Origin of the sequence: Streptomyces sp. NPDC057950 (genome assembly GCF_042887295.1) — a bacterium.
Lineage (GTDB): Bacteria > Actinomycetota > Actinomycetes > Streptomycetales > Streptomycetaceae > Streptomyces > Streptomyces kaempferi.
Genome location: NZ_JBHVPP010000001.1, coordinates 324,638 through 350,942, shown reverse-complemented (window position 1 = coordinate 350,942; position 26,305 = coordinate 324,638). Strand labels below are relative to the sequence as shown.

Annotated in this window: 22 protein-coding genes and 2 pseudogenes; 8 read left to right on the top strand and 16 right to left on the bottom strand. The window is 73.1% G+C overall.

The features are described 5' to 3' along the window. Nucleotides 1-120: 120 nt before the first annotated feature. From ACFVTC_RS01630 to ACFVTC_RS01620, 3 genes are all read right to left on the bottom strand, one after another. Nucleotides 121-1,044 (bottom strand): carbamate kinase, encoded by a 924-nt coding sequence (locus ACFVTC_RS01630; RefSeq protein WP_390122818.1) that lies wholly within the window; start codon nt 1,042-1,044, stop codon nt 121-123. Nucleotides 1,045-1,204: 160 nt separating this feature from the next. Beyond that, nucleotides 1,205-1,645 (bottom strand): pyridoxamine 5'-phosphate oxidase family protein, encoded by a 441-nt coding sequence (locus ACFVTC_RS01625; RefSeq protein WP_390123731.1) that lies wholly within the window; start codon nt 1,643-1,645, stop codon nt 1,205-1,207. After that, entirely contained in the window at nt 1,645-2,334 is a 690-nt protein-coding gene (locus tag ACFVTC_RS01620) for a helix-turn-helix domain-containing protein (protein WP_390122817.1), read from the bottom strand. The genes ACFVTC_RS01625 and ACFVTC_RS01620 overlap by 1 nt, the downstream gene beginning before the upstream one ends. 409 nt (nt 2,335-2,743) lie before the next feature. Here ACFVTC_RS01620 and ACFVTC_RS01615 point away from each other — a divergent pair, with 409 nt between their 5' ends. Together ACFVTC_RS01615 and ACFVTC_RS01610 are read left to right on the top strand one after the other, a co-directional pair. Continuing rightward, complete coding sequence (locus tag ACFVTC_RS01615) at nt 2,744-3,208, top strand: cyclic nucleotide-binding domain-containing protein (RefSeq protein WP_390122816.1); 465 nt, start codon at nt 2,744-2,746, stop codon at nt 3,206-3,208. 172 nt (nt 3,209-3,380) lie between these two features. Continuing rightward, nucleotides 3,381-4,082, top strand: coding sequence for a response regulator (locus ACFVTC_RS01610; RefSeq protein WP_390122813.1), 702 nt, complete (start codon nt 3,381-3,383; stop codon nt 4,080-4,082). A gap of 141 nt (nt 4,083-4,223) precedes the next feature. On the opposite strand, the gene ACFVTC_RS01605 is transcribed toward ACFVTC_RS01610, so the two are convergent. Both ACFVTC_RS01605 and ACFVTC_RS01600 read right to left on the bottom strand, forming a co-directional pair. Then, complete coding sequence (locus tag ACFVTC_RS01605; RefSeq protein ID WP_390122811.1) at nt 4,224-6,095, bottom strand: GAF domain-containing protein; 1,872 nt, start codon at nt 6,093-6,095, stop codon at nt 4,224-4,226. 271 nt (nt 6,096-6,366) lie between these two features. Further along, nucleotides 6,367-8,763, bottom strand: coding sequence for a phosphoketolase (locus ACFVTC_RS01600; RefSeq protein ID WP_390122809.1), 2,397 nt, complete (start codon nt 8,761-8,763; stop codon nt 6,367-6,369). Nucleotides 8,764-8,810: 47 nt separating this feature from the next. Here ACFVTC_RS01600 and ppk2 point away from each other — a divergent pair, with 47 nt between their 5' ends. Further along, nucleotides 8,811-9,614: a polyphosphate kinase 2 gene (gene ppk2 / locus ACFVTC_RS01595; RefSeq protein ID WP_390122807.1), complete on the top strand. Its 804-nt coding sequence runs from the start codon at nt 8,811-8,813 to the stop codon at nt 9,612-9,614. Nucleotides 9,615-9,619: 5 nt separating this feature from the next. On the opposite strand, the gene ACFVTC_RS01590 is transcribed toward ppk2, so the two are convergent. Together ACFVTC_RS01590 and ACFVTC_RS01585 are read right to left on the bottom strand one after the other, a co-directional pair. Next, nucleotides 9,620-10,507 (bottom strand): universal stress protein, encoded by an 888-nt coding sequence (locus ACFVTC_RS01590; RefSeq protein ID WP_390122805.1) that lies wholly within the window; start codon nt 10,505-10,507, stop codon nt 9,620-9,622. 5 nt (nt 10,508-10,512) lie between these two features. Further along, entirely contained in the window at nt 10,513-11,055 is a 543-nt protein-coding gene (locus ACFVTC_RS01585; RefSeq protein ID WP_390122802.1) for a hypothetical protein, read from the bottom strand. A gap of 339 nt (nt 11,056-11,394) precedes the next feature. Between ACFVTC_RS01585 and ACFVTC_RS01580 the strand changes: the two genes are divergently transcribed. The 3 genes and pseudogenes from ACFVTC_RS01580 to ACFVTC_RS01570 form a co-directional block, all read left to right on the top strand. Then, a complete protein-coding gene (locus ACFVTC_RS01580) occupies nt 11,395-12,237 on the top strand; it encodes an oxidoreductase (RefSeq protein ID WP_390122800.1) in 843 nt (280 codons plus the stop codon). Nucleotides 12,238-12,352: 115 nt separating this feature from the next. Next, entirely contained in the window at nt 12,353-12,829 is a 477-nt protein-coding gene (locus ACFVTC_RS01575) for an Lrp/AsnC family transcriptional regulator (RefSeq protein WP_168526827.1), read from the top strand. Between the two features lie 34 nt (nt 12,830-12,863). Beyond that, nucleotides 12,864-13,544: pseudogene (locus ACFVTC_RS01570) on the top strand (HAD family hydrolase); the annotation flags it as partial. Between the two features lie 305 nt (nt 13,545-13,849). Here the strand turns inward: ACFVTC_RS01570 and ACFVTC_RS01565 are convergent. From ACFVTC_RS01565 to ACFVTC_RS01550, 4 genes and pseudogenes are all read right to left on the bottom strand, one after another. Continuing rightward, the gene (locus ACFVTC_RS01565) at nt 13,850-15,022 is read right to left on the bottom strand and encodes an XdhC family protein (RefSeq protein WP_390122798.1); all 1,173 of its coding nucleotides are present in this window, start codon (nt 15,020-15,022) and stop codon (nt 13,850-13,852) included. Continuing rightward, nucleotides 15,015-17,180, bottom strand: coding sequence for a xanthine dehydrogenase family protein molybdopterin-binding subunit (locus ACFVTC_RS01560; protein WP_390123729.1), 2,166 nt, complete (start codon nt 17,178-17,180; stop codon nt 15,015-15,017). Before ACFVTC_RS01560 ends, ACFVTC_RS01565 begins: the two co-directional genes overlap by 8 nt. A gap of 47 nt (nt 17,181-17,227) precedes the next feature. Next, nucleotides 17,228-18,220, bottom strand: coding sequence for an FAD binding domain-containing protein (locus ACFVTC_RS01555; protein WP_390122796.1), 993 nt, complete (start codon nt 18,218-18,220; stop codon nt 17,228-17,230). 173 nt (nt 18,221-18,393) lie between these two features. Beyond that, a pseudogene (locus tag ACFVTC_RS01550) lies at nt 18,394-18,939 on the bottom strand ((2Fe-2S)-binding protein); the annotation flags it as partial. Nucleotides 18,940-19,220: 281 nt separating this feature from the next. Here ACFVTC_RS01550 and ACFVTC_RS01545 point away from each other — a divergent pair. After that, nucleotides 19,221-19,838 carry a TetR/AcrR family transcriptional regulator gene (locus tag ACFVTC_RS01545; protein WP_390122794.1) on the top strand — a complete coding sequence of 206 codons (618 nt, stop codon included), beginning with the start codon at nt 19,221-19,223 and terminating at the stop codon, nt 19,836-19,838. Between the two features lie 414 nt (nt 19,839-20,252). Here the strand turns inward: ACFVTC_RS01545 and ACFVTC_RS01540 are convergent, their stop codons facing one another. Then, nucleotides 20,253-21,617 carry an FAD-dependent oxidoreductase gene (locus ACFVTC_RS01540; protein WP_390122792.1) on the bottom strand — a complete coding sequence of 455 codons (1,365 nt, stop codon included), beginning with the start codon at nt 21,615-21,617 and terminating at the stop codon, nt 20,253-20,255. A gap of 247 nt (nt 21,618-21,864) precedes the next feature. Here ACFVTC_RS01540 and ACFVTC_RS01535 point away from each other — a divergent pair, with 247 nt between their 5' ends. Next, nucleotides 21,865-23,058 carry a PP2C family protein-serine/threonine phosphatase gene (locus tag ACFVTC_RS01535; protein ID WP_390122790.1) on the top strand — a complete coding sequence of 398 codons (1,194 nt, stop codon included), beginning with the start codon at nt 21,865-21,867 and terminating at the stop codon, nt 23,056-23,058. A 290-nt stretch (nt 23,059-23,348) separates the two neighbouring features. Here ACFVTC_RS01535 and ACFVTC_RS01530 read toward each other — a convergent pair whose 3' ends face one another. From ACFVTC_RS01530 to ACFVTC_RS01515, 4 genes are read right to left on the bottom strand one after another with little or no spacing between them, the layout of a single operon-like run. Next, nucleotides 23,349-23,549 carry a hypothetical protein gene (locus tag ACFVTC_RS01530; RefSeq protein WP_390122788.1) on the bottom strand — a complete coding sequence of 67 codons (201 nt, stop codon included), beginning with the start codon at nt 23,547-23,549 and terminating at the stop codon, nt 23,349-23,351. Then, complete coding sequence (locus tag ACFVTC_RS01525) at nt 23,546-23,944, bottom strand: hypothetical protein (RefSeq protein WP_390122786.1); 399 nt, start codon at nt 23,942-23,944, stop codon at nt 23,546-23,548. Before ACFVTC_RS01525 ends, ACFVTC_RS01530 begins: the two co-directional genes overlap by 4 nt. A 47-nt stretch (nt 23,945-23,991) precedes the next feature. Beyond that, nucleotides 23,992-25,476, bottom strand: a complete 1,485-nt coding sequence (locus tag ACFVTC_RS01520) for a sensor histidine kinase (protein WP_390122784.1) — start codon at nt 25,474-25,476, stop codon at nt 23,992-23,994. Beyond that, nucleotides 25,473-26,177: a response regulator transcription factor gene (locus tag ACFVTC_RS01515; protein WP_390122782.1), complete on the bottom strand. Its 705-nt coding sequence runs from the start codon at nt 26,175-26,177 to the stop codon at nt 25,473-25,475. Before ACFVTC_RS01515 ends, ACFVTC_RS01520 begins: the two co-directional genes overlap by 4 nt. Nucleotides 26,178-26,305 lie beyond the last annotated feature (128 nt).

The window sequence follows — 26,305 nt, the reverse complement described above, 5'->3', positions numbered from 1 at the left end:
ATCACACCATCCGCGGCCCACCTGGCTCAACAGAGGTCGGATCCGGAGGACCATTGGCCCACCCCGGCCGACTCACGCCGTGCCAAGGGTGAGCCAACGGATCACCCGGTGGGCAACGCGTCACTCGACGGGCAGGTCCGGCCGCACGAGCGTGCCGGACCTGCCGTGGACGATCTCGTACGCCGCGTCCAGGGCTCCGATCGCCGCCGGTCCGCCGGTGCGCTCGACGAAGCGCGCGGCGGCCTCGGCCTTGGGACCCATGGAGCCCTCGGTGAAGGCGCCCCGGCGCAGCTCGGCGGGCGTGGCGCCGGGCAGCGGCCGCTGCCCGGGGGTGCGATAGCCGGCGTAGACGCAGGGCACGTCGGTGAGGATGAGCAGGAAGTCGGCCGCCAGGTCCTCGGCGAGCCGCGCCGCGGTGAGGTCCTTGTCGACGACGGCCTCCACGCCGGTCAGCGCGCCGGTGTCGTGGTCGGCGGTGACGGGCACGCCTCCGCCGCCGGCGCAGATGACGAGTGTGCCGCCCCTCAGCAGCTCGTGCACGGTGTCCGTCTCCCACACCCGCTCGGGCTCCGGGGAGGGCACGACGCGACGCCGGCCCGTGCCGGCCGCGGCGAAGTGCCAGCCGCGCCCGGCGGCGAGGGACGACGCCACGTCCCGTGGGTACACCGCGCCGACGGGCTTCGTGGGGTGGTCGAAGGCCGGGTCGTCGGCGCGCACGAGGGTGTGCGTGACCAGCGCGGCGATCCGGCGGCCGGGCAGCGCGTCGTGCAGGCTGCGGGCCAGCAGGGACCCGATCATGCCCTGGGTCTGGGCGCCCAGGAGGTCCAGCGGGTAGGGGGCGCTCAGGGCGGGGTCGGCCGCGCTCTCGCCGGCGAGGAGGCCGAGCTGTGGCCCGTTGCCGTGCGTGATGACCATCTCGTGCTCGTGGGCGAGGGCGGCGAGCGCGGTGGTGACCCGGTCGACGTTGGCTTCCTGAACGGCCGCGTCGGGGCTTTCGCCCCGGTGCAGCAGGGCGTTGCCGCCGAGCGCCACGACGATGCGCATGGGTCGGTCCTTCTCGGGGGTCGGTCCGTCTCGGGGGCAGGACTTGTGTGTGGGGGGGCAGGACTTGTGTGTGTGGGGGGGCGGCTGGGGTTGTCGGAGGTCGGTCCTTCCAGGAGGAGCGGTGTTCGGGGGCCGGATGGTTCCCCGGGGGGCGAGCGCTTCAGAGGGAGAGGTCGACTCCGTACGCCGTGCGTCCGCCGACCAGTTCACGGCCGGTCACCAGTTCGGGTTCGATGCGGATGAAGACGTCGCGGGGTGTGGCGACCCAGGAGCGGGGGCCGGTACGGGACAGCCTGCCGTGTTCGGCGGGGTCGGTCACCACCGTCGCGCGGCCGGTGACGACGACGCTCCAGCCCGAGCGCGCACGGGCGTCGACCTCGTCCGCCTCGAAGGCCACGACCACGCCGTCGACCGAACGGGCCAGGTCCGAGCCCGCCGCGGTCCGCAGCAGCACGGCGGAGTCGGCGTCCAGGCAGAAGGTGACCGGCAGCACCGCGGGCAGGGCGTGACGCGTGTGCACGATGCGGCCGACGGGCGCCCTGACCAGCAGGACGAGACACTCCTGCCGGCCGAGTTCACGGAAGCCGTCGTCGGAATACATCACGGGTCGACTTTGATCCGGCGTCCGGAGATGTCGGCGGTGTCGATGGAAAGCCACACCAGGCCCTCGCCGCCCACCCAGGGCGCGCTGTACGCGAGCTCCTCCAGCCGTCGTACGGCGGCCGGGTCCGTCACGGTGTGGGCCAGGCCGCGTACGAGCACGCTCCAGCCCTGGCTCAGCTCCTCGTCGATGTGGTCGACCTCGAAGGCGACCCGGGCTCCGTCGGCGGCGGCGGGGGTCGAGCCGGGTGCCGTCCTGCAGACCACCGCGCCGTCCACGACGCTGTAGTTCAGCGGGCCGATGTACGGGCCGCCGGGCGTGTCCACGGCCAGTCTTCCGACACCGTGCGTCGACAGCCGCGCCCGGCACTCCTCGGTGTCGAGCACCAGCAGTTCGGGGTGGCCACCGGCCCGGCCGACGCCGGGCGACGGGTCGGCGTCACCGCCGCGCAGGGCCGTCACGCTGGTCTCCAGGACGTCGGCGAGCCGGATGAGCAGGCCGACGCCCGGGGTGGCCGTGGGCTGGTCCTCGATGTACCGGATGTAACCGGGAGCCGTGCCCGCCCGGTCGGCGGTCTCCTCCCTGGTCAGACCCAGTTCCTCACGTCGCCGGGCGATACGGCGCCCGATGTCGCCCTGTGCGCTGTCCGCTGCCGGGGACACCGTGTCCGGCGGGATCTGTCGGGACATGGCCTTCACTTCTTCCTGTCGGGAGGCCCTGGTCGTCGTCCTGCCGGAGGCCCTGGTCCCCGTCCGGGCGGAGGCCCTGGTCCCCGTCCTGCCGGGGCGCCGGCCGGTGTCCGGTCGGCGGCTCCGATCGTCGTGACCGGCCGTGCGGAGCGGTCGTACGAGGTCGAGGCGGCCTCGTACGACCAGCGTGACCGTGCTGGACGCGGTCCGCTTGGGCCGGTCGGACCCCTTCGCCGGCCGGACGGGGCAGGGCGGCCACCCGCGGTCCGCGGCACGCGGACGGGCCACGGCGGCCGTCCCGTCCGATGCCATGCGGCCCGGTGCCCGGGGCCGGGTGGCCCCTGGCACCGGTCGCGGGACGGGGAGAGTGTGAATGCGGCAGGGCCACGCGTCAGGAAGAGACAGGGACATGAACGCTTCTCCCACATTCACCAGGCTCCGGGCACTGCCCGTCGAACACCGCGAGCATCTGATGCGTCTCGCTCGCGAGGTGTCGTTCCCCCAGGGAACCCGTCTGTTCGAGGAGGGCAGGCGCGCCGACCGGTTCTGGATCATCCGGACCGGTACCGTCACGCTCGACCTGCGCGTACCGGGCCGTCGCGCGGCCGTCATCGAGACCCTCGGGCACAACGAGCTCATCGGCTGGTCCTGGCTGTTCCGGCCCCACATCTGGCATCTCGGCGCCGAGACGACCAGTCCTGTGCGCGCCTTCGAGTTCGACGCCGGGGAGGTCAGGGCCATGTGCCAGGACGACCCGGTGCTGGGAATGGCGGTGGCCGAGTGGGTGGGGGACACCGTGGCGCGACGGCTGCGGTCGGCCAGGACACGGCTGCTCGACCTGTACGCGCCCTACGGCAGCGGCCCGTTCGGCTGACACCGGCGGGCCTCGTCGCCCGGGTTGGACCGGTCGGCCCTGGTGCACCCGCGCCCGGAAGGCGATCATCGTCCTCACGGTCGCTCGTGCTCCGGGACGCAGGTCCGCCCGGGGAACGATCGGCGGTCCGCCGGGGAACATCCGCCAGGGAGCAACGGAACAAGGGGTCGTCATGGCCGAGGCGCGTGCCTTCACGGAAGAGAACCCGATCCGGGTCTTTCTGCTGGACGACCACGAGGTCGTACGCCGTGGCCTGACCGATCTTCTGGACGCCGAGCCGGACATCTCGGTGGTCGGCGACGCGGGCAGCGTCGAACAGGCGCTGGTGCGCGGCCCGGCGCTGCGCCCACACGTGGCCGTCCTCGACGTACGCCTGCCGGACGGCGACGGGATCGGCGTCTGCCGCGAGCTGCGCAGTCGGATGCCGGGTCTGGCCTGTCTGATGCTGACGTCCTTCGACGACGAGGAGGCGCTGCTCGACGCGATCATGGCCGGGGCCGCGGGCTATGTGCTCAAGCAGATCAAGGGCTCCGACCTGGTCTCGGCGGTGCGCACGGTCGCCGCGGGCCAGTCGATGCTGGATCCGACCACGACCGCCCGCCTGATGCGGTCGCTGCGCGCCGACCCGGCCGGGGAGCCGGCCCTCGCTCCCGAGCTCGCCGGCCTCTCGCCCCGCGAGCGCGACATCCTCGCGCTCATCGGGGACGGACTCACCAACCGGGAGATCGGCAAGAAGCTGTACCTGTCCGAGAAGACGGTGAAGAACCACATCTCCCGGCTGCTGGCCAAACTCGGTGTCCAGCGGCGTGTGCAGGCGGCGGTCCTGGCCAGCCACCTGGAGAATCCGGACACCACGGGCCGCTCCGCACGCTGACGCGCCGTGCGCCGTGCGCCGTGCCCCATGGCGCGCGTGTCCCGTACGCCGTGCCCCGTGGCGCGCGTGTCCCGCGGCCCCGTAGTCCCCGTGCCCCGTGCCCCGTGCCCCGTGCTCCGGCAGAGGCACGGCACCGCGACATCACCGGTCCGGGACGCCCGCAGGCCCTCGCCCGGCACCACCTGTACCACCTGGACCACCTGGACCACCTGGACCACCTGGACCACCTGGACCACCGTCTCGGACGCCCCCCGGTCTCCCGGCCGTCCGCGGGTCGGCCGGGGCCACCGGCACCCGCCACACCAGCCGCGTACCGCCGCCCTCCGGCCTCTCGCCGAGTGTCAGGGATCCGCCCAGGGCGACGGCACGCTCCTCCAGGTTCCGCAGCCCGCTGCGCCCGGCCCCGGGCGGCACCCCGCGGCCGTCGTCGGCCACCGTCAGCGTCAACTCGCCTCCGCCGCACCGGAGCCGGACGTCCACGGCCCGTGCCCCGGAGTGCCGGGCCGCGTTGCTCAGTGCCTCTCCGAGCACCGCGACGGCGTGGTCGGCGATCTCGCCGGGGACGTCGGTCTCCACGAGTCCCTCGATCCGCAGCGCGGGCGAGAACCCGAACGAGGTGGCCGAGGCCGTCACCGCCTGCGAGACCCGGCCGCGCAGCCCGCTGTCCTCCCCGGTACCCGCGCCGTGCGCGCGCAGACCGAAGATCGTGGACCGAATGATCTTGATGGTGTCGTCGAGGTCGTCGACGGTCCGCGTCAGCCGCTCCCTCCCCTCCGGATGCTCCATGAAGCGCTGCGCGCTCTGCAGGGTCATGCCCGCCGCGAAGAGCCGCTGGATGGCCAGGTCGTGGAGGTCGCGGGCGATGCGGTCACGGTCCTGGAGCAGCGCGATCTGTTCCGCGTCCCGGCGCCGTTCGGCCAGTTCCAGGGCCAGGGCGGCCTGGTCGGCGAACCCGAGCAGCGGACCGGTGTCCGCGTCACCGAAGGGCACGCCGCCCGGTTCCCGCCCCAGCAGCAGCACTCCGCGCGCCTTTCCACTGGTCCCCAGCGGCACCGCCACCACGGGCCCGAGACCGGCCCACGGCGCCGCGTCCGCGCCCGGCCGGGCGCCGTGCGCGAGGTCGTGCGCGAGGTCGGTGCTGACCACCGGCTCGGCCGTGGCCAGCGCGGCTCCCACGAGACCGTCCCGGGAGGACAGCACCAGGCCGCCGCGCTCGCGCGCACCGAGGCCGACCGCCAGTGCCGGCCGCAGGGCCTCCTCGCCGGGCACCCGCTCGGCGATCATCCCCATGTCCGCGCAGACGATCTTCCGCGCCTCGTCGATGATCAGTTCCAGCACCTCTTCGCCGGGCGCTCCGGTCAGCAGCACGCTGGTGACCTTCCCGCTGGCCCGCTGCCACCGCTCGCGCAGACGCGTCTCCTCGTACAGCCGCGCGTTCTCGATGGCGACCCCGGCCGCGACCGCGAGCGTCGACAGGACCGACTCGTCCTCGGCGTCGAACTGCGTTCCGCTGCGTTTCTCGGTGAGGTAGAGGTTCCCGAACACCTCGTCGCGCACCCGGATCGGGACCCCGAGGAACGAGTGCATCGGCGGGTGGTGGGCGGGGAAGCCGTACGACTCCGGGTGCCGCGAGAGCTCCGGCAGCCGCAGTGGCACCGGGTGCCGGATCAGCTCGCCGAGGAGCCCGTGCCCGCTGGGCAGCGCCCCGATCCGCGCGCGCCGCTCGTCGTCGATCCCGACGGTCAGGAACTCGGACAGCTTCCGGTCCCCGCCGATGACGCCGAGCGCCCCGTACTCGGCGTCCACGAGCACCACCGCGGCCTCCACGATGCTGCGCAGCACCTGCGGCAGGTCCAGCTCCCGCCCGACCGAGAGGACGGCCTCCAGCAGGCTGTGCAGGCGGTCCCTGGTGCCGCGCACCGCGTCGATACGCACCTGCAGCTCGCCCAGCAGCTCATCGAGCCGCAGTCGGGGCAGGTGCTGCCCGGACCCCTGGCTCCCGTCCGCGTTCATCGCTTCCTCCGACCGACAGGGCAGACAAGGCAGCTCGGACCAGCTCTCGTGTCTTCACGGTACTGGCCGGGAGCCCCGGTCTCATCAGGACGCCACGGGGACCGGGCTCGCGCGGGAATCGACCCGCCGGTGCCGAGGAGCGCCGCCGCACACCGGGCGGACGGTGTGCGGCGGCGCTCCTCGGCCCGGTGCCCCTCGGGCGTCGGAAGCCCGCTCGGGGTGTGCGGTCACGACGGTGGGCTCCTCCTCGCCACCCACGGGGTGCCGGTCGTCAGCCGGTCCAGCTCCAGTCGGCGACCTCGGGCAGATCGGTGCCGTGTTCGCGGATCCAGGCGTGGTGGCGGGTGCGGACGTCGGCCATCCGCTGGCGCACGGCGGCGGCGCGGACGCCGAGGCCGGGGACCCGGTCGATGACGTCCATGACGAGGCGGTAGCGGTCCAGGTCGTTGCGGACGACCATGTCGAAGGGGGTCGTGGTGGTGCCCATCTCCTTGTAGCCGCGGACGTGCAGGTGGGGGTGGCCGGTGCGGCGGTAGGCGAGGCGGTGGATGAGCCAGGGGTAGCCGTGGTAGGCGAAGATCACCGGCTTGTCGGTGGTGAACAGTCCGTCGTACTCGCGGTCGCTCATCCCGTGCGGGTGGTCCTCGTGCGGCATCAGCCGGGTCATGTCGACGACGTTGACGACGCGTACGGCGAGTTCGGGCAGATGGCGCCGGATGAGGTCGGCGGCGGCCAGCACCTCCTGGGTGGGGACGTCGCCCGCGCAGGCGAGGACGACGTCCGGTTCCCCGCCGTTCTCGGTGCCCGCCCAGTCCCAGATGCCGGCGCCGCGGGCGCAGTGGGCGCGCGCCTCGTCCATGGAGAGCCAGTCGAAGCAGGGCTGCTTGCCCGCGACGACGACGTTGACGTAGTCGCGGCTGCGCAGCACGTGATCGGCCACGGACAGCAGGGTGTTGGCGTCCGGCGGCAGGTAGACGCGTACGACCTCCGGGCTCTTGCTGAGGACATGGTCGACGAAGCCGGGGTCCTGGTGGGAGAAGCCGTTGTGGTCCTGGCGCCAGACGTGCGAGGTGAGCAGGTAGTTCAGGGAGGCGATCGGGGCACGCCACGACAACTCCCTCGACGTCCTGAGCCATTTGATGTGCTGGTTGACCATCGAGTCGACGATGTGGACGAAGGCCTCGTAGCAGGAGAACAGGCCGTGCCGGCCGGTGAGGAGATAGCCCTCGAGCCAGCCCTGGCAGATGTGCTCGGAGAGGATCTCCATGACCCGCCCGTGCCGGTCCAGGTGTTCGTCCACCTGGAGGGTCTGGGCCTGCCATGCCTTGCCGCTGGCGCCGTAGACGGCGTCCAGCCGGTTGGACGCCGTCTCGTCGGGGCCCACCAGCCGGAAGTCGCGGCGGTGCGCGCTGTCCTTCATGACCTGTTCGAGGAGATCGCCGAGGATGCGGGTGGGCTCGTGCTGGGTCGTGCCCGGCTTGTCGACGGGTACGGCGAAGCGGTCCAGGGAGGGGACCGGCAGGTCGCGGACGAGCAGACCGCCGTTGGCGTGCGGGGTGGCGCCCAGCCGGCGCGCTCCCTCCGGGACACAGGAGAGGACCTCGGCGACGGGCCGGCCCTCGGCGTCGAAGAGTTCCTCGGGGCGGTAGGACCGCAGCCAGGACTCCAACTGGCGCAGATGTTCCGGGTTTTCCCGCACGGAGGCCAGCGGGACCTGGTGAGCGCGCCACGTCCCCGCGACGGGCAGGCCGTCGACCTCCGCGGGACCCGTCCACCCTTTCGGCGTGCGCAGTACGATCATGGGCCAGTGCACCCGCTCGGTCACGCCGTCCTCACGGGCGGTGCGCTGCATCAGCGCGATGCGGTCCAGGGCCCGGTCGAAGGCGTCGGCCATGGCCCGGTGCACCTGGTGCGGGTCGTCACTGGTGACATGGATGGGGTCGTGGCCGTAGCCGCGCAGCAGCTCGTCGAGTTCGGGCTCGGGGATGCGGGCCAGCACGGTCGGGTTGGCGATCTTGTAGCCGTTGAGGTGCAGGATCGGCAGGACGGCCCCGTCGTGGACCGGGTCGAGGAACTTGTTGGAGTGCCAGGACGCGGCCAGCGGGCCGGTCTCCGCCTCGCCGTCCCCGATGACGCAGGCGACCAGCAGGTCCGGGTTGTCGAAGGCGGCGCCGTAGGCGTGGGCGAGGGAGTAGCCGAGCTCTCCGCCCTCGTGGATCGAGCCCGGTGTCTCGGGAGCGACATGGCTGGGCACGCCACCGGGGAAGGAGAACTGCCTGAACAGTCGCTCCATGCCGGCCGCGTCCCGCGACACGTTCGGGTAGGTCTCGCTGTAACTGCCCTCCAGCCACGAGTTGGCGAGCACGGCCGGGCCGCCGTGACCGGGTCCCCAGACGCACAACGCGTCCAGGCCGCGGGCCCTGATCACCCGGTTGAGGTGGGTGTGGACGAGGTTGAGTCCGGGCGAGGTGCCCCAGTGCCCCAGCAGCCGCGGCTTGATGTGGGCGGGGGTCAGGGGCTCGGTCAGCAGCGGGTTGGCCAGCAGGTAGATCTGGCCCACGGCAAGGTAGTTGGCGGCCCGCCAGTGGGCGTCCAGGGTGCGCAGTTCCTCGTCGCTCAGTACGGTGGCGTCCTGTTGTTCCACCTTGGACGGTTGGACCTTGGGCATGGTGACTCCGAAGTCATCGGGGCAGGTCAGTGGGCGGAGGAGGCGGCATGGCCGGCAAGAGGACGGCGTCGTTGCCGGGGGCGGTGTACGAGCGGGAACTGCTGCGGCTCCAGACGGAACTGGTGAAGCTCCAGGAGTGGGTGCGCGCCGAGGGCGCCCGGCTCGTGGTGGTCTTCGAGGGACGTGACGCGGCGGGCAAGGGCGGCACGATCAAAAGGGTCTCGGAGCACCTCAACCCACGGGTCGCACGGACCGTGGCGCTGCCCAGGCCGACCGAGCGCGAGCGCACCCAGTGGTATTTCCAGCGGTACGTCGAGCACCTGCCGGCCGCCGGGGAGATCGTCCTGTTCGACCGCAGTTGGTACAACCGGGCCGGTGTCGAGCACGTCATGGGTTTCTGCACCAAGGAGGAGTACCAACTCTTCCTGCGTCAATGCCCCGTTTTCGAGCGCATGCTCGTGGAGGAGGGGATCGTGCTGCGCAAGTACTGGTTCTCGGTGAGCGACGCGGTGCAGCAGGACCGGTTCCGGCGCCGGCTGAAGGATCCGACGCGGCGCTGGAAGCTCTCTCCGATGGACCTGGAGTCGATCACCCGCTGGGAGGCGTACTCCCGGGCGAAGGACGAGATGCTGGTGCACACCGACATCTCGGAGGCTCCCTGGTTCGTGGTCGAGAGCGACGACAAGCGCCGCGCCCGGCTGAACATGATCGCCCATCTGCTCGGCTCGGTGCCCTACTACGAGGTGCCCCCGCCGGTGCTCGAACTGCCGCCCCGGCCGCCGTCGACCGGGTACGAGCGGCCGCCGCGCGATCTTCAGACGTACGTCCCCGACCACGCGGCGAGCCTCTGACCCGGTCACGGTGTTCCCGCCCGGCCGGGGACGACGGCGACCGGGCAGTCGGACCGGTGCAGGACGGCGTGCGCGAGCCTGCCGACCGGCAGCCCGACGTGTCCGTGGTGCCGCTCGGCGCCGACGACCAGCAGGTCCGCCTCGGCCGCGGCGGCCAGCAGCACGCCGCGGGCGGGCCCCTCGGCGGCCCGCAGGCGGAGGTCCACCGAGGGATGGTCCGCCGCGGGTCCGCCGAGCACCGACTCCAGGATCTCCACCGCCTGCCGCTCGTTCCGTCGGGCGGGTTCCCCCTCGACGGGCGGCTGGTCCGTCGGTTCCCGGCCGGGCCACCGCCAGGCCCGTACCGCGTCCAGGGCGGCCCCGCGGGCCTGCGCCTCCTCGAGGGCGAAGCGCGCGGGTGCGGAGCTGTGCGGGCCGTCGCCGACGCCGAGGACGATCCGCCGGTGCTCCCCGGCCGGGCGGCTCTCGTGGCCGCCGCGCAGCACGATCACGGGGCAGTCGGCACGGGCGGCCACCGCGAGGCTCACCGAGCCGAGCAGCAGTTCGACCAGCCCGTTGCGCCCGCGCGAGCCGATGACCAGCGCGCACGCGGCGTGCCCCTCGTGCAGCAGGACACTCACCGGGTCGTCGGGCAGGACGTCTGCGGACACGTTCAGGCCGGGCCGCCGGTCACGGACACGCCGTACGGCGGCGTCGACGACGTCCTCCACCATCACCTGCTCCGAGGGCCGGTCCGCTCCCGTGGCGCGGGAGACTCCCTCGTAGCGTTCCCACAGTGAGGCGTTCACCAGCCGCAGCGGGGCGCCGCGCAGCGCCGCCTCGTCCGCCGCCCAGTCCACGGCGCGCAGACTCGGTTCGGAACCGTCGACGCCCACGACGAGGGGAAGCTCCAAGATCCTCACCTTCCCGTGCCGGGATCGAGGACGATCCCGGCCCTGGCCCGACCGAGCGGCACCTCGTCGGCGGGCTCGTCGGCGGACGCGAGCGGACGGGTGCCGCGGACGGTGCCGGTCCGGTCCACGGCGTGCGGCCGGGGGACCTCGTCGGCATCGTGCCGCGTCCCGGGGGCGGGTCCCGTCACCGTGATGCCGTCGCGGACCGTGCCGTGGGCGGGGGCCCGGATCGTGCGGTACGCCGGCACGGCCACCCTCACGAGTTTCCCGCCGGGCCGCAACCCGGGGTGGGAAAGGGCGAAGGCGGCTTCGGCCACCGAGGTGGTGATCCGCTCGCCGCGTGGCGTCTGCCCGCCGGACGGGCCCCGCTCGCGCCACCCGTGCGGCCTGCCCGGCCGGAGCACGGCCGTTCGCCGCCGCCGGGCCCCCGGCCGCCGCGGAGCCGGACGGGTGACACCCCGGACCAGGACCTGCCCGTGGCCCGCTACGGGAGCGGGACGCACCTCGACGACCGGAAGCCCACCGAAGACGGCGACACTGCGGGGCATGGTCTCCCTTTCCTGGGCGGGGCCGACGATCCCTTTCCAGCCTCTGGTCCCGAAAGGCCGCGGTGCAGGGGCCGCAGGTCCCCGGCGGGGGCCGAACGGCCCTATGGACGGACGCGACCACCCCGAAGACCCGGACCCCCGCGCCCGGAAGCAACCGGCGAGAGGCACGACACCGCAGGTGGGCCCGGTGCACCGGGCCCGGGGCCGGCCGACCTGTGGTGCCCGCCCGCTCGAGCGTCCACGCTGGAGGGAGCACCCTCGGCCCGGTGCCCCCTCCGGTGAAGCGACCGGACGGTCCTCGTACCGGTACGTACGCCCCTACGGCAGCGGAGGCCGGCCATGGACGACGTTCCCCTCCCCTATCAGGTGACCCAGGCGCGTGACGAGACGGCCGACACCGTCACGCTCACCCTGGCGCCGACCGGCACCGGACTGCTCGCGCCGTTCACGCCCGGCCGCTACGCCCTGGCGCACGCCCTCGGGGTGGGCCGGATCCCGGTACCGGTGTCCCGCATCGACCGCCACGAACTCGCGCTCACGGTCCGGTCGGCGGAGGCGGTCTCGGCCGCGCTGTGCGCCCTTCGGCCGGGCGGCCGGGTCGGTCTGCGCGGCCCGTTCGGCACCGGCTGGGAACTCGACAGGGCCGTCGGACAGGACCTGCTGGTCGTCGCGGACGGGCTCGGCCCGGCGCCACTGCGGCCGCTCGTCCTCGACGCGCTCGCCGCCCCGCAGCTGTACGGACACCTGAACGTCCTGGTCGGCGCCCGCACCCCGGACGACATCCTCTACGCCCAGCAGACGCACGCCTGGTCGGCGGCGCACGGCCCACCGCACTGCGCGGTCGCCGTCGAGTACCCCGGCCCCGCCTGGGAGGGTCCCGTCGGCGCCGTCACGGCTCTCCTGGACGGAGCCCGGTTCGATCCCGGGAACACCACCGCCTACGTCTGCGGCCCCGTGGCGACGGTCCGGGCGGCCGCCCGTGCCCTGCTCGGACACGGCCTGCCCGCCGAGCGGATCCGGGTGGCCCTCGACGGCTTCCCGGACGGCGACACCGGTCACGGCGGCACCGGTCACGGCGACCGTGTCCGTCCAGAGGATGTCCTGCTGTCCCGGAACGGTGGCCCGGTGGCCGGCTGGGACGAGGTCGAGTCCCCGTCCTCCACCGCGGGTCCCGACACCTGACCTGGGGTCCTCACCGTCAGGGCCGGTCCGCCGCACGAGGGGGCCATCGGCCGCGCAAGGAGCCGTCGGTACAGTCGGTGAAGATCACTTCAGGCGGCAGGAAGGCCGGCGCACCATGGCCGTGGACGAGCTCGACACCCGGATCCTGCGGCTGCTCCTGGAGCAGCCGCGTACGAGTGTGCGTGAGTACGCCCGCACGCTCGGTGTCGCCCGCGGCACGCTGCAGGCCCGCCTGGACCGGCTGGAACGGGACGGGGTGATCACCGGCATGGGTCCCTCGCTGTCCCCCGCGGCGCTGGGCCATCCCGTGCTGGCCTTCGTGCACATCGAGGTCACGCAGGGACATCTCGACGAGGTGGGCGACGCGCTCGCCGCCGTACCGGAGATCATCGAGGCGTTCTCGATCACGGGCGGCGGCGATCTGCTCACCCGGGTGGTGGCGCGCGACAACGCCCACCTGGAGGATGTGATCCAGTCGCTCATCAGCATGCCCGGCGTCGTACGTACCCGCACCGAGGTGGCGCTGCGCGAACGTGTACCGCACCGGGTGCTGCCGCTGGTGGAGTCGATCGGCCGGACGCCGAACGGCTGACGCGAGCGGGGGCGGTCTTGGCATCCTGGACCCCATGAGCGCTTTCGGCCGCACCTCGGTCATCTTCGATCTCGACGGAACTCTCGTGGACAGCGAGCCGAACTACTTCGAAGCCGGACGGCAGACGCTCGCCGCGCAGGGCGTCACCGACTTCACCTGGGCCGACCACGAACAGTACGTCGGCATCAGCACCCGGGAGACGCTCGCCCTCTGGAAGGAGCGCTACGGTCTGCGGGCTCCGCTGGAGGTCCTGCTCGCCGACAAGAACCGCCGCTATCTGGAGCTGGCCCGTGCCTCCACGCATGTCTATCCGGAGATGCGGAGGTTCGTCGGACTGCTGGCCGACGAGGGCGTCCCGATGGCCGTGGCCTCGGGTTCCTCGGCCGCCGCCATCGAGGCGATCCTCACGGGGACCGGTCTGGCGGCCCGTCTGACGACCGTCGTCTCGGCCGACGAGGTGGCGCACGGCAAGCCCGCCCCCGACGTCTTCCTGGAGGCGGCCGCCCGGCTGGGGGCGGCGCCGGCGGACTGCGTGGTCCTGGAGGACGCCGCCCCGGGGGCCGCGGCCGCGCACGCGGCCGGGATGCGCTGCCTCGCGATCCCGTACGTCACCGCGCAGGCCGACGACCCGGCGTTCGGCACGGCGGGACTGCTGCTGCGCGGTGGCCAGGCCGAGTTCACCGCGCGGGCCGCGTACGACTGGCTCGCACGCTCGGCATCGTCCTCGGGCACGTCCGGCACGTCCGGCACGTCCGGCACGTCCGGCTCCTCGGGGTCGCCCGGCACGCCCGGCACCTCCGGCACGTCCGGCACGCCCGGCTCCTCCGGCACGTCATGAGCCTCCGGCACGTCAGGCACGTCCGGCACGTCAGGCATGCCCGGCTCCTCCGGCACGCCCGGCACGTCCGGCTCCTCCAGCGCGTCATGAGCCGCCGGCACGCCCGGCACGCCCGGCTCCTCCGGCGCGTCATGAGCCGCCGGTACGTCCCACCGCGTGAATACGCACGCGGCCGGCACCCGTCAGGCGGCCTCCCGCTTCCCGGTCGCATGGTCGGCGGGGCCGCCGCCCCCGTCACGGTGGATCGGCGTCCGCGAGCCGGTCAGCGGAGCGCCGGTGCCGCCCTCCCGCGCCGCGACGATCTCCGCCGCGATGGACAGCGCGGTCTCCTCCGGCGTACGGGCGCCGAGGTCGAGCCCGATCGGGGACCTCAGCCGGGACAGCTCCCGCTCGCTGAGACCGGCCTCGCGCAGCCGCCGCTCACGGTCCTCGTGGGTGCGGCGCGACCCCATGGCCCCAACGAAGGCCGCCGGCATCCGCAGGGCCGCCTCCAGCAGCGGTACGTCGAACCTGGCGTCATGGGTGAGCACGCACAGGACCGTCCGCTCGTCGGTCCCGGTGCGCCGGAGATAGCGGTGCGGCCAGTCGACGACGATGTCGTCCGCCTCGGGGAAGCGGACCCGGGTGGCGAAGACGGGGCGGGCGTCGCACACGGTCACGTGGTAGCCGAGGAACTTGCCGACCCGTACCAGCGCCGTGGCGAAGTCGACGGCGCCGAAGACGATCAGACGGGGCGGCGGCACGCTGGACTCCACGAACAACGTCACGCCCCCGGGGCACCGCGAACCGTCCTCGGAGACCTCGACCGTGCCGGTACGCCCCGCCGCGAGCATGCCGCGGGCCTCCGCCGCCGCGGTGCCGTCCAGCGCCGGGGACCCGCTGAGACCTCCCTCGACCGGTGACCCGTACGTCTCGTCGGGGCGGACGAGCAGCGCCCTGCCCAGCAGTCCGGCCGGTCCCCGGACCACCCGGGTGACGGCGGCCGGCTCGCCGCGGGCCGCGGCCGCCAGCGCCGCCTCGAACACCTTTCGGTCCGGTGCGTCCGCGCGCACCGGAGTGACCAGGACATCGATGACACCGCCACAGGTCAGCCCCACCGCGAACGCGTCCGCATCGCTGTGTCCGAACCGTTCCAGCACCGTCCGGCCGTCTCGGAGCGCCTGGACGCACAACTCGTACACGGCCGCTTCGACGCATCCCCCGGAGACCGAGCCGAAGGCGGTGCCGTGACCGTCCACGGCGAGGGCGGCGCCCGGACCGCGCGGCGCGCTGCCGCCGACGCCCACGACCGTGGCGACGGCGAAGTCCCGGCCCTCGTCGGCCCAGCGGTGCAGCTCGCCGGCGAGGTCAAGCACCGTGATCCCCTTCCGTCGCGGTCCCCGCGAGCAGGACCCGGTCGGGGCGGATAGGCAGGTTCCGATGGCGTACGCCGGTCGCGTGCCAGACCGCGTTGGCGATCGCCGCCGCGGCCCCGACGACCCCGATCTCACCGATGCCCTTGATGCCGACCGGGTCGTCCGGATCCGGATCGTCCACCCAGTCCGCCTCGATGTGCGGCACGTCGGCGTGCGCGGCGAAGTGGTAGCCGGCCAGATCGGCGCCGACATGGCCGCCCGTGGCCCGGTCCCGGACCGCCTCCTCGTGCAGCGCCATGGACAGGCCCCAGACCATGCCGCCGACGAACTGCCCGCGCGCGGTCAGCGGGTTGACGATGCGGCCCGCGGCGAAGACGCCGAGCATCCGGCGCACCCGCACCTCACCGCTGGTGACGTCGACGGCGACCTCGGCGAACTGCGCCCCGAAGGTGTGCCGTTCCATCGGCGGCAGCGCGCCGACGGCCTGGGAGGTGTCCGAGCGTGCCGTGATCCCCTCCGGCGGGACGGCGCCGCCCAGGACCAGCCGCTCGCGCAGCTCGGCCGTGGCGACCCGGATCGCCCAGGCCCAGGAACGGGTGCCCATCGAGCCGCCGGCGATCATCGCCGGGCCGAAGTCGCTGTCCGCGATCCGCATCCGGATACGCTCCGGCTCCGTCTCCAGCGCGTCCGCGGCGACCAGGGTGAGCGCCGTCCGCGCCCCGGTCCCGATGTCCGAGGCGGTGATCCGTACGGTGAAGGTGCCGTCGGGCTCCGCCGTCACGGCCGCGGTGGACGGGGCGGACAGCATCGGGAAGGTGGCCGCGGCCGTGCCGGTGCCGAGCAGCCAGCGCCCTTCGCGCCGGACTCCGGGGCGCGGGTCACGGCCCGCCCAGCCGAACCTGCGCGCCCCCTCCTCGAAGCAGCCGACCAGATTGCGGCTGCTGAAGGGCAGCCCGGAGACGGGGCCCACGTCCGGCTCGTTGCGCAGGCGCAGCTCGATCGGGTCGAGGCCGCACTTCTCGGCGAGTTCGTCGATCGCGGACTCCAGCGCGAAGGAACCCGGTGCCTCCCCCGGGGCCCGCATCCAGCTCGGTGTCGGCACGTCGAGCCGTACGACGCGGCTGACGGAGTGGTGCGCGTCGGAGCCGTACATCGCCCGCCCGTACTCGGCGCACCGCTCGACGAACTCGTGGACGGTCGAGGTGAGGCTCTCGGCCCGGTGCTCGACCGCGCGCAGCCGTCCGTCCGCGTCGGCGCCGAGCCTGACCCGCTGCGCCGTGGGGCTGCGGTAGCCGACGAGGGAGAACATCTGACGCCGGGTCATGACGACCCTGACCGGGCGGTGCAGCACGGTCGCGGCCATCGCGGCGGCGACGGAGTGGGGGCGGGTCCCCTTGGAACCGAAGCCGCCTCCCACGTGTTCGGAGCGCACCCGAACCGACTCGGGGTCGAGCGAGAACAGTTTGGCCAGTTCGTCGGCCACGAACCTGCTGCCCTGGTTGGAGTCGATCACCTCGAGCCGGCCGCCGTCCCACCGCGCGACCGCCGCGTGCGGCTCCATGGGGCTGTGGTGCTCCTCCGGAGTGCTGTACTCGGCGTCCACGACGACGGCGGACGCGGCGAGTTCGGCCTCCAGGTCGCCCTTGGTCTCGGCGGGGGAGCTCTCCGACGTGTACACACCGGGAAGACCGGCGACGAACACGACGTCGTGCGGCTCCTCGTCGTACTCGACGACGAGCGCCTCGGCGGCCTCCCTCGCCTGCTCGGGCGTCTCGGCGACGACGAGGGCCACCGGCCAGCCGGAGTACGGTACGTGGTCCCCCTGGAGGATCTGGGCGATCGGGTCGGGCACGCCGAAGGCGTTCGTGTAACCGCCGTTGAGACGTGGGGCGTTCTCGTGGTGCAGGACGGCGAGGACACCCGGCATCGCGAGGACGGGCGCGGACCCCACGGCGCGGACACGGCCGCGGGCCACGGTGGACAGCACCAGCCAGCCGTGGGCGAGTTCGGGATACGGCACCTCACCGGCGTAGCGGGCCGCTCCGGTCACCTTGGCCACGCCCTCCACCCGGGTGCGCGCGGTGCCGACGGCCGCGACCGCCGTGGCCGCCGTAGCCGCCGTGGTGGTCGTAGCCGCCGTGGTGGTCGTAGCCGCCATAGCCGCCGTGGTGGTCGTGGTCGTCGTAGCCGTCGTGGTCGTCGTGGTCATCGGGCGGCCTCCTCGGTGAGCTCGGTCAGCGTCGCCACGACGAGATTGCGCGTCAGGGGCACCTTGTATCCGTTGTGGGGCAGCGGCTCCGCCCCGGCCAGTTCGGTGTCCGCGGCGGCGGCGAAGGCGTCGGCGTCCGCCGGTCCCCCCAGCAGCACCCGTTCGGCCTCCCGGGCACGCCACGGCCGGGACGCCACCGCCCCGAAGGCGAGGCGCACCTCGCGCACGACACCGTCGTGGACGTCGAGCGCGGCGGCGATCGAGCCGATCGCGAAAGCGTACGAGGCGCGCTCGCGCACCTTGCGGTAGCGGGAGCGGGCGGCGACCGGGGCTGCGGGCAGCGTGACGCCGGTGATCAGCGCGCCGGACGGCAGGGCGGTCTCGCGGTGCGGAGTGTCGCCCACCGGAAGATAGAACTCCGTGAGCGGCAACTCGCCCGGTCCGTCGAGGGTTTCGTACATCACGACGGCGTCGAAGGCGGTGAGGGCCACCGCCATGTCGGAGGGGTGCGTGGCGACGCAGTGCGCGGAGGCACCGAGGACGGCGTGATTGTGGTGCTCGCCCTCGATGGCGGGACAACCGCTGCCGGGAACACGCTTGTTGCAGGGTTTCGCCAGGTCGGTGAAGTAGCCGCAGCGGGTGCGCTGGAGCAGGTTCCCGCCGACCGTGGCCATGTTGCGCAGCTGCCCCGAGGCACCGGCCAGGACGGCTTGCGCCAACGCCGGGTAGCGGCGCCGCACTTCGGGATGCGCGGCGAGGTCGCTGTTGGTGACGGTCGCACCGATGCGCAGCCCCTCGTCCGGAGTGAACTCGATCCGGTCCAGGGGAAGTTCACGCACGTCGACGAGGCGTGCGGGCCTCTCCACCCCGCTCTTCATCAGGTCGACGAGGTTGGTGCCGCCGCCGAGACAGCGCGCCTCGGGGTCGGCGCCCAGCAGGGCGACCGCGCCTGCCACGTCGAAGACCCGCTCGTAGCCGAACTCCCTCATGCCGCCGCCTCCTTGACATCCGCTCCGGTCCCGCCGGGTTCCTCGGCCGCGTCCGTCCCCGGGACGGCGGAGTCCATGGCGACGGAGTCCGCGGCACGGGATTCCCCGGCACCGAATTCCATGACGTCGGGTCCCGTGCCGTCCGACCGCACGGCACGGACGGTCGGGGCGGCTCCTCCCGCACGGACGGCTCCGTCCCGTGCCGCACGGGCGACGGCCTGCACGATCGACACGTAGGCGCCGCAGCGGCACAGGTTGCCGCTCATCCGCTCCCGGATCTCCTCCGCGGTGAGCGGCGGGACGCCCGCCTCGGGCCGTAGGTCGGCGGTCACGGCGCTGGGCCAGCCCGCCGCGTGCTCCTCGATCACACCGAGGGCCGAGCAGATCTGGCCCGGGGTGCAGTAGCCGCACTGGTAGCCGTCGAGGTCGAGGAATGCCTGCTGCACCGGATGCAGTCGTTCCCCGTCCGCCACACCTTCGATGGTGGTGATGTCGCGGCCCTCCGCGGCGACGGCGAGTTGCAGACAGGAGACGGCCCGGCGCCCGTCGAGCAGCACCGTGCAGGCGCCGCACTGGCCCTGATCGCAGCCCTTCTTGGTACCTGTCAGATCGAGGTGCTCGCGCAGCGCGTCGAGCAGGGTGGTGCGGTGGTCGACGGGCAGCGTGTGCTTCTCGCCATTGATGTTCAAAGTGATGGCGCTGGACGTCGATGGGGCCATGATCAGCCTTCTTTCGCCGAGTCGCGGGGTCGCGGGGTCGCGGGGGAAGGAATGGCGCTGTGCGCTGGTGGGTGGGGGGCTGATGGGCCGGGGCCGCCCGCACAGGCCCGCGGGGCGGGGCCGGTTCAAAGGGGCACCGAACAGTCCACGGTGGCCGGATCTCACGCTATGGTGAACCTAAGTGGACAGCTGTCCACTAGCTCCGAACTTAGCGGACAGCTGTCCACTTATCAAGGCCCGGCCTCCGCCAGGACCGCCACGGGCTTGCGGAAGGGGGACGAGTGCGGCAGAAGAAGGACACCCCGCTGCGTTCGGACGCGCAGCGCAACCGCGACCGCATCCTCGAAGTGGCCCTCGCGGAACTGACCCGCTCCGCGGACACCCCGCTCAGCGCGATCGCCAAGAAGGCGGGCGTGGGACAGGGAACGTTCTACCGGAACTTCCCCGACCGGGAGGCGCTGGTTCTGGAGGTCTACCGCTACGAGGTGCAGCAGCTCGCCGACACCGCGGCCCAGCTGCTGGAGACCCGCGCTCCGGACCGGGCCCTGCGGGAGTGGATGGACCGGCTGGCGCAGTACGCCATGGCCAAGGCGGGCCTGGCCGAGGCCTTGCGCGCGTCCACCGTGACCCGGGGCACCCTGACCCGGCTGGGGCACGGCGCGGTCTCCTCGGCCGTCTCGCTCCTTCTCGACGCCAACGAGCGGGCGGGCACCATCCGCCCGGGGGTGACCCCCGACGACTTCGTCCTCGCGATCGCCGGCCTCTGGCAGATGGACGCGCACGGGGACTGGCAGCCGCGCGCCGCACGTCTGCTGGACCTGGTGATGGACGGTCTGCGGGTGGGCGCACCTGGTCCACGCCCACCGGCGCCCGGTACGGCCTCCGCGGACGCGGGGTGAAGGGGTGCGCCGAGTCCGGACGCACCGGATGAGACGCCTGTCGAGGACAGACGCACTGGCGTGAGACGCACCCCGCACTCAGAGGCGCCGGCGTGGGACCGGGTCGACGAAAAGTCGCTCGCCCTCGACGAACAGTCGCTCACCCTGCCCGAGGAGCCGGGGAACGATGGCCGGGTGCGGTTCGCCGATGAGCCCGGCGCGCGGTTGCCGCCGAACGGCGTCCGGGCACCGCCCGATCGGACGAGGTTCGCCGATGAGCCCGGCGCGCGGTTGCCGCCGAACGGCGGCCGGGCACCGCCCGACGCGTACGTCCTGGCCCACCGCCGCCCCGAAGGCAGGGACCGCCCGATCGGACGGTCCCCCCCATACCGTTCACCGGAGGGCTCAGGATCCGCCCGATCCGGACGTCAGACCCTAGGCCCCGCTGGCGTCGAGCATGTCCTCGCGCTCGACGAGCTTCACCCGCTCGCGGCCCTGCGGTTCGCCGAGCGCCTTCTCCGCGGCGTCGAGCCGGTGCCAGCCCTCCCACGTGGTGAAGCGGACTTCGCGCTCCTTCAGGAACGCGTCCACGGCCTCCGGTTCGGGCGCGGAGGGCGTGTGCAGACGGCCGCCCGCGTGGTCGTCGAGCAGACTGGCGACGGTCTCGTTGGCGTCGCCCTTGGTGTGGCCGATCAGGCCCACCGGCCCACGCCGGATCCAGCCGGTGACATACGTCGACCGCAGGTGCTTGCCGGTCTCCTCGATCACCCGGCCCGCCGCGTCGGGGACCGTGCCGGACTCGACGTCCCACGGCAGCTTGGGGAGCTTGTCGGACAGGTAGCCCACGGCACGGTAGACGGCCGTGACGTCCCAGTCCTTGAAGGCACCGGTGCCCTTGACGTTGCCGGTGCCGTCGAGGACGGTGCGCTCGGTGCGCAGGCCGGTGACCTCGCCGTCTTCGCCGAGGATCTCGGTCGGCGACTCGAAGAAGTGCAGGAACAGCTTGTGCGGCCGGTCGCCGACGTCGCGGATGGCCCAGTTCTCCAGGGTCTTGGCGACCATGTCCGCCTGCTTGTTGCCGCGCCGGGTGGCGATCGAGCCGTCGTCGTAGTCGATGTCCTCGGGGTCGACGATGACCTCGATGTTCGGGGAGTGGTCCAGCTCCCGCAGCTCCATGGGACTGAACTTGGCCTGCGCCGGGCCACGGCGGCCGAAGACGTGGACCTCCAGCGCCTTGTTGGCCTTGAGTCCCTCGTGGACGTTCGGCGGGATCTCGGTCGGCAGCAGCTCCTCGGCGGTCTTCGCCAGGATGCGCGCGACGTCGAGCGCGACGTTGCCGACGCCGAGGACGGCGACCTTCTCCGCTTCGAGGGGCCAGGTCCGCGGCACGTCCGGGTGCCCGTCGTACCAGGAGACGAAGTCCGCCGCGCCGTACGAGCCGTCGAGACCTATGCCGGGTATGTCCAGGGCCCGGTCCGCGGTCGCGCCGGTGGAGAAGATCACCGCGTCGTAGAAGGCGCGCAGGTCGTCCAGGTTGATGTCCCCCGGGTAGTCGACATTGCCGAAGAGACGTATCTGCGGCTTGTCGAGCACCTGGTGCAGGGCCGTGATGATGCCCTTGATCCGCGGGTGGTCCGGGGCGACGCCGTAACGGATCAGGCCGAAGGGGGCCGGCATCCGCTCGAAGAGGTCGATGGACACACCGGGCTCGACGGCCACTGCGGACTTCAGCAGCGCGTCGGCGGCGTAGATGCCGGCGGGACCGGCTCCGACAATGGCTACCCGCAGAGGGCGAGGCATGATCAGATTCCCTTCGAAGGGGGCGGGGTGACTCGCCCGGAAGCCTAAGCTAAGGCATGCCTTAGTCAGTACTCGGGTTGGATCTATGACCCCATAAGGGCGACTTATGACCCTTGGTTTCTGAGCACATCCCTAGAGTCGGGCGAGAGCCGGACGGCCCACAGGACCCCCGACGGGACACCGGACAGCGCGCCGGGAAGCAGGTGCTCCGGCTCCGGGGGAAAATGGGGAGGTGAGCGTCCGGCGCATGTCAGTGGACCGCCTCGTGGAGCAGCCGTCAGGCCGCGGGCTGGTGGCGATCCCCGTCGCGCTGATCGTAGTGATCACGGTGGTGGACATCCACTCACCGGCCGACATCCATCTCGGCCCACTGCTGGTGATCGCGCCCGCGCTCACCGCCTCACTGGCCGGCCCACGGCTGACCGCCCTGGTCGGAGTGCTGGCCGTGACCGCCCAGGTGCTCATCGCGGTGCTGCACGGCGGCCTCACCACGGCCAACCACGTCGCGCAGATCATCGCCCTCAGTGTGCTCTCCGCGCTGGTGGTCTTCGTGTGCCACGTGCGGGAGCGGAGAGCACTGGAACTGAGCCGGTCACGTTCGGTGGCCGAGACGGCGCAGCGTGTCCTGCTGAGGCCACCGCCCCGGCGCATCGGGCCGCTGCGGGTGGCCTGGCTGTATCTGGCGGCCGAGGACGAGGCCCGGATCGGGGGCGATCTCTTCGCGGTGGCCCGCTCCGCCCACGCGTCCACCCGGTTGGTCATCGGGGACGTCCGCGGCAAGGGCATGTCCTCGATCGGCGAGGCGTCGGTGGCGCTCGGCGCCTTCCGCGAGGGCGCCCAGCGGTACGCCACGCTGCCCGAACTGACGGCGGCGCTGGAGGCGAGCGTGTGCCGGGACCTCGACGAGGTGGCCGACACCGAGCACGATCCCGGCGAGCACTTCATCACCGCGCTCGTCCTCGACATCCCCGACCACGGCACCCGGGTCGAGATGATCAACTGCGGCCATCCCCCGCCCCTGCTGCTGCACGACGACAAGATCGAGGTCCTGTACGCCCAGCACCCGGTGCCCCCGCTGGGTCTGTGCGAAATGCCCGCCGCGCGCCACCACACCGACCCGTTCACCTTCGAGGTGGGCGACATCCTGCTGCTCTACACCGACGGCGTCATCGAGGCCCGGTCACCGGCGGGGGCCTTCTACCCGCTCGCCGAGCGGGCGGCCGCGTTCCGGGGCGCCGGACCCGACGCCCTGCTGCGTCACATCCACGACGACCTCCTCGCCCACGTCGGCGACCGGCCCTCCGACGACGCCGCCCTTCTGATCGTCGAACGGGTCGCCTCCGAGCATCCGCACCGCCCGCACCTCACGCCCCACCCCGTCGACGGCCACCATCGGATCCGCCCCGGCGGTCCGCCACCCAGCTCCGGCTCGCCGACCTGATCCGGCCCCGCACGACCCCCTTCGGACGCGTGCCGGGACGGCCGGTGAGGGTGCGGGTGCGGGTGCGCGGGGAAGGCCGTGACGGTGCACGGGCACCGGGACGGCTGTGACGACGGCTGTGACGGTGCCCGTGCACCGGGACGACGACCACGGCGATGCCAGTGCCCAGCCTCCGCCTGCCGTACCGCCCCCGGCCTGGGGGGCGGTACGGCGGCAGGCCGCGGGTCCGACGTCACCGCCGTGGGTGCCCCGCTCCTGGGCGGGAGGCCGGCCCCCACGGACCGCCGTGGTCACTCCCGGGCCATGTCCGACTCCGCTTTGCTCGCCGCCGAATCGGCGTCGTCGACCAGTTTCCGCAGGTGGCCGAGGTCCGTGGAGGACGAGGAAGCGGGCGCCGGCTGCCCGGCGTCCGCGCCGTGACCGCAGCCGGCCAGCAGCAGGACGGCCACGGCGGCCGTCCCGGCCGGTGCGACCCGGCGCGCGCCCCTCACTTCGCGCTTCCGTCGCCGTTGGCGCCACACCACTTCTCGACCTGGGACAGGTCCTTCTGGCGTGCCTCCAGGGTGGGGATCAGGGAGCGCCGGAAGGTGAGCCTGTCGTTGAGATAACCCTCGATCTCGGTGTGCCCCGCCGCTTTGGCGTTGGCGACGCGCTGTTCGAGGCGGGCGACGGAGCCGCGCCGGGACGCGTCCGCGTTCAGCCGCTCGAGGATCCTGTCGATCCGCTGGTCGGTCTTCGGCGCGCGACGGCACAGCGCCGCCGCGCCGTCGCCCGTGGGCGCGCCGGACGGCGTGGGGGACCCGGTGTCCGCCGCGGCGACGCCCGCGGCGCCGAGCAGCGTACCCACGGCGACCAATGAGACGACGGTCTTCCTGGTGCTTGGCATGACGAACTCCTCCGTGTTCACGGGCGGTTGCCCGCACACCGCGGAAACTAGGAGTCGTCCTTGTGGAATTCTTGTGGCCGGTCGGCGGCCTCGATCATCCAGTTGCGCCGGAGCGGCAGCGTGCCCCCTCCGTCCGCCACACCGTCGACGAGCGGCAGCGCGACCTCGATACGGGTGCCGGGCCCCGTCGGCCGGTCCAGGACCCGGACACGTCCCCGGTGCAGAGCGATCTGCTGGGCGACGAGGGTGAGTCCGAGGCCGGAGCCCGGACTGTCGGGCCGCCGTCTGAAGCGCTCGAAGACCTGCGCGCGCAGTTCGGGCGGGATGCCGGGGCCCTGGTCGTCGACGACGAGGAGCACGTCGGTACCGCTCGCGCGCAGGCTCACCTCCACCCGCGCGGGCCGCCCCTCCCCGTGCCCGTGCACCAGGGCGTTGACGAGGAGGTTGTCCACCACGGTCCGCAGTCCCGGCTCCCAGCCGTGCACCCGCAGGCCGGGCGCGCGGTGTCCGGACAGCAGCGCGCGGGGATGGCGCCGCCGCTGTTCCTCCGTGCTCGCCTCGACGACGTCGGCCAGGTCCACGGGACCGAAGGCGTCGGCCTCGACGAGGTCCCCGCGGCCCAGGTCGCGCAGCATCACCAGGAGGCCCAGCAGCCGGGCGTGCTCGCGGCGCAGGTCGTGCAGCACCTCGTCGCGGTCGGCTCCGGCGAGTTCGGGATGCCCGGCAAGGATCTCCAAATTGGTCTGCATGCTCATCAGCGGAGTCCGCAGTTCGTGCGAGGCGGCGGAGGCGAAGGAGCGTGCGGTGGCCAGTGCCTCGGCCGTTCTGGCGGCCTGTTCGTCGTAGCGGGCCAGCACGGTCCGCAGGGTGTGCGCGAGATCGTCGACCTCGGCGATACGCGTCGGGGTGTGGTCCAGCCGGGCCGGGCTGGAACGCGGGTCCAGGCCGCTCGCGCGGCGTTGCAGACGGCGCAACGGCCGGCTCGCCCGCGCGGCGACACCCCAGGCGAGCAGTCCGGACAGCGGCGCGGCGAGCAGCGCGACGGACACCACGCGCCGCCGGACCAGCCGCAGTTGGGTGTCGGCGGCGGTGTCCGAAGCGAACAGCCACAGGGTGCCGCGCACTCCGGGCCGGGCTCCGGTCACCCGGGTCGACAGGATCCGCCAGCTGTGGCCGTCGGCCCTGAGCGTGACCGGGACCGGCGCGCTCGAAGGCAGCGGTGCTCCGGCGTCCGGCTGCGGTCCGCCGGTGAAGGTCTCGTCCGCGCCGATCAGCCGGACGCCGACGTCCAGGGCCGAGGTGAACAGCCGTCGCTGCCGCGCCTGTTCCACCGCGGCCGACCGGTCGGCGGCACTCGCGCGCAGCAGTCCCCGGGCGTCCTTGGCCACGGTCGTCGCGCGCTCGCGCAGATGGGCGTCCTGCTGGTCGTGGAGATCCGCCGCGACCAGCCGCAGCAGCAGCCAACCGGTCGCCAGGACCAAGAGCGGCACGGTGGCGCCGACGGCCAGCGCGATCCGCGTGGACAGCCTCACCGCCGCTCCCCCGCCCGGTCGTCCCGCAGGACGAAGCCCACGCCCCGTACGGTGTGGATGATCCGCGCGCGGTTCGGGGTCTCCAGTTTGCGGCGCAGGTAACTGACGAAGGTGTCCACCGCGTCGGTACGCACGTCGAAGTCGTATCCCCATACCCGGTCGAGGAGTTGGTCCCTGCTGAGTACGAGGCCGGCGTTGCGCGCGAGGACGTGCAGGAGCTCGAACTCGCGCCGGGTCAGGTCCACCGGCCGGCCGTCGAGGGTGACGCTGCGGGCGGCGGGGTCCATCAGCAGGCCGCCGACCCGTACGGTGTCGGTGTCGCGCGGCGGTCTGCGGCGCAACAGCGCCTCCAGGCGCAGCACCAGCTCCTGCAGGGCGAAGGGTTTGACGAGGTAGTCGTCGCCGCCGGCCTGCAGCCCCGCGATCCGGTCGGCGGTCTCGTCGAGCGCGGAGAGCATCAGCACGGGTACGTCGTTGTCGTCGCCCCGCAGCGCCCTGCACACCTCGATGCCGTTGAGGTCCGGCATGGAGATGTCCAGCACGATCACGTCCGGTGGTCTCGTCCGGGCCACGGCCAGCGCCGGGCGGCCGCCGTCGGCCAGGTCCACGGTGAATCCGCCGAGCCGCAGGCCGCGCTCCAGTGAACGGCGTATCGCCGCGTCGTCGTCGACGACCAGGACCCGGCCCCGGTCTGTGCTCATCGCCACTGTCCCTCCGCACCGCCGTCTCTTTGCGCCGGTGTCCCTTCCGGCCGGTGTCTCTTCGCACCGCCTTCCCCGTGCGCCGGTGTCCCTTCCGGCCGGTGTCCCTTCGCACCGCCGTCCCCGTG

Excerpts from the sequence above, each read along its gene's own strand:
- ACFVTC_RS01630 (WP_390122818.1), bottom strand. The coding sequence starts at position 1,044 with ATGCGCATCGTCGTGGCGCTCGGCGGCAACGCCCTGCTGCACCGGGGC.
- ACFVTC_RS01625 (WP_390123731.1), bottom strand. The coding sequence starts at position 1,645 with ATGTATTCCGACGACGGCTTCCGTGAACTCGGCCGGCAGGAGTGTCTC.
- ACFVTC_RS01620 (WP_390122817.1), bottom strand. The coding sequence starts at position 2,334 with ATGTCCCGACAGATCCCGCCGGACACGGTGTCCCCGGCAGCGGACAGC.
- ACFVTC_RS01615 (WP_390122816.1), top strand. The coding sequence starts at position 2,744 with ATGAACGCTTCTCCCACATTCACCAGGCTCCGGGCACTGCCCGTCGAA.
- ACFVTC_RS01610 (WP_390122813.1), top strand. The coding sequence starts at position 3,381 with ATGGCCGAGGCGCGTGCCTTCACGGAAGAGAACCCGATCCGGGTCTTT.
- ACFVTC_RS01605 (WP_390122811.1), bottom strand. The coding sequence starts at position 6,095 with ATGAACGCGGACGGGAGCCAGGGGTCCGGGCAGCACCTGCCCCGACTG.
- ACFVTC_RS01600 (WP_390122809.1), bottom strand. The coding sequence starts at position 8,763 with ATGCCCAAGGTCCAACCGTCCAAGGTGGAACAACAGGACGCCACCGTA.
- ppk2 (WP_390122807.1), top strand. The coding sequence starts at position 8,811 with ATGGCCGGCAAGAGGACGGCGTCGTTGCCGGGGGCGGTGTACGAGCGG.
- ACFVTC_RS01585 (WP_390122802.1), bottom strand. The coding sequence starts at position 11,055 with ATGCCCCGCAGTGTCGCCGTCTTCGGTGGGCTTCCGGTCGTCGAGGTG.
- ACFVTC_RS01580 (WP_390122800.1), top strand. The coding sequence starts at position 11,395 with ATGGACGACGTTCCCCTCCCCTATCAGGTGACCCAGGCGCGTGACGAG.
- ACFVTC_RS01575 (WP_168526827.1), top strand. The coding sequence starts at position 12,353 with ATGGCCGTGGACGAGCTCGACACCCGGATCCTGCGGCTGCTCCTGGAG.
- ACFVTC_RS01560 (WP_390123729.1), bottom strand. The coding sequence starts at position 17,180 with ATGGCGGCTACGACCACCACGGCGGCTACGACCACCACGGCGGCTACG.
- ACFVTC_RS01555 (WP_390122796.1), bottom strand. The coding sequence starts at position 18,220 with ATGAGGGAGTTCGGCTACGAGCGGGTCTTCGACGTGGCAGGCGCGGTC.
- ACFVTC_RS01540 (WP_390122792.1), bottom strand. The coding sequence starts at position 21,617 with ATGCCTCGCCCTCTGCGGGTAGCCATTGTCGGAGCCGGTCCCGCCGGC.
- ACFVTC_RS01535 (WP_390122790.1), top strand. The coding sequence starts at position 21,865 with ATGTCAGTGGACCGCCTCGTGGAGCAGCCGTCAGGCCGCGGGCTGGTG.
- ACFVTC_RS01525 (WP_390122786.1), bottom strand. The coding sequence starts at position 23,944 with ATGCCAAGCACCAGGAAGACCGTCGTCTCATTGGTCGCCGTGGGTACG.
- ACFVTC_RS01515 (WP_390122782.1), bottom strand. The coding sequence starts at position 26,177 with ATGAGCACAGACCGGGGCCGGGTCCTGGTCGTCGACGACGACGCGGCG.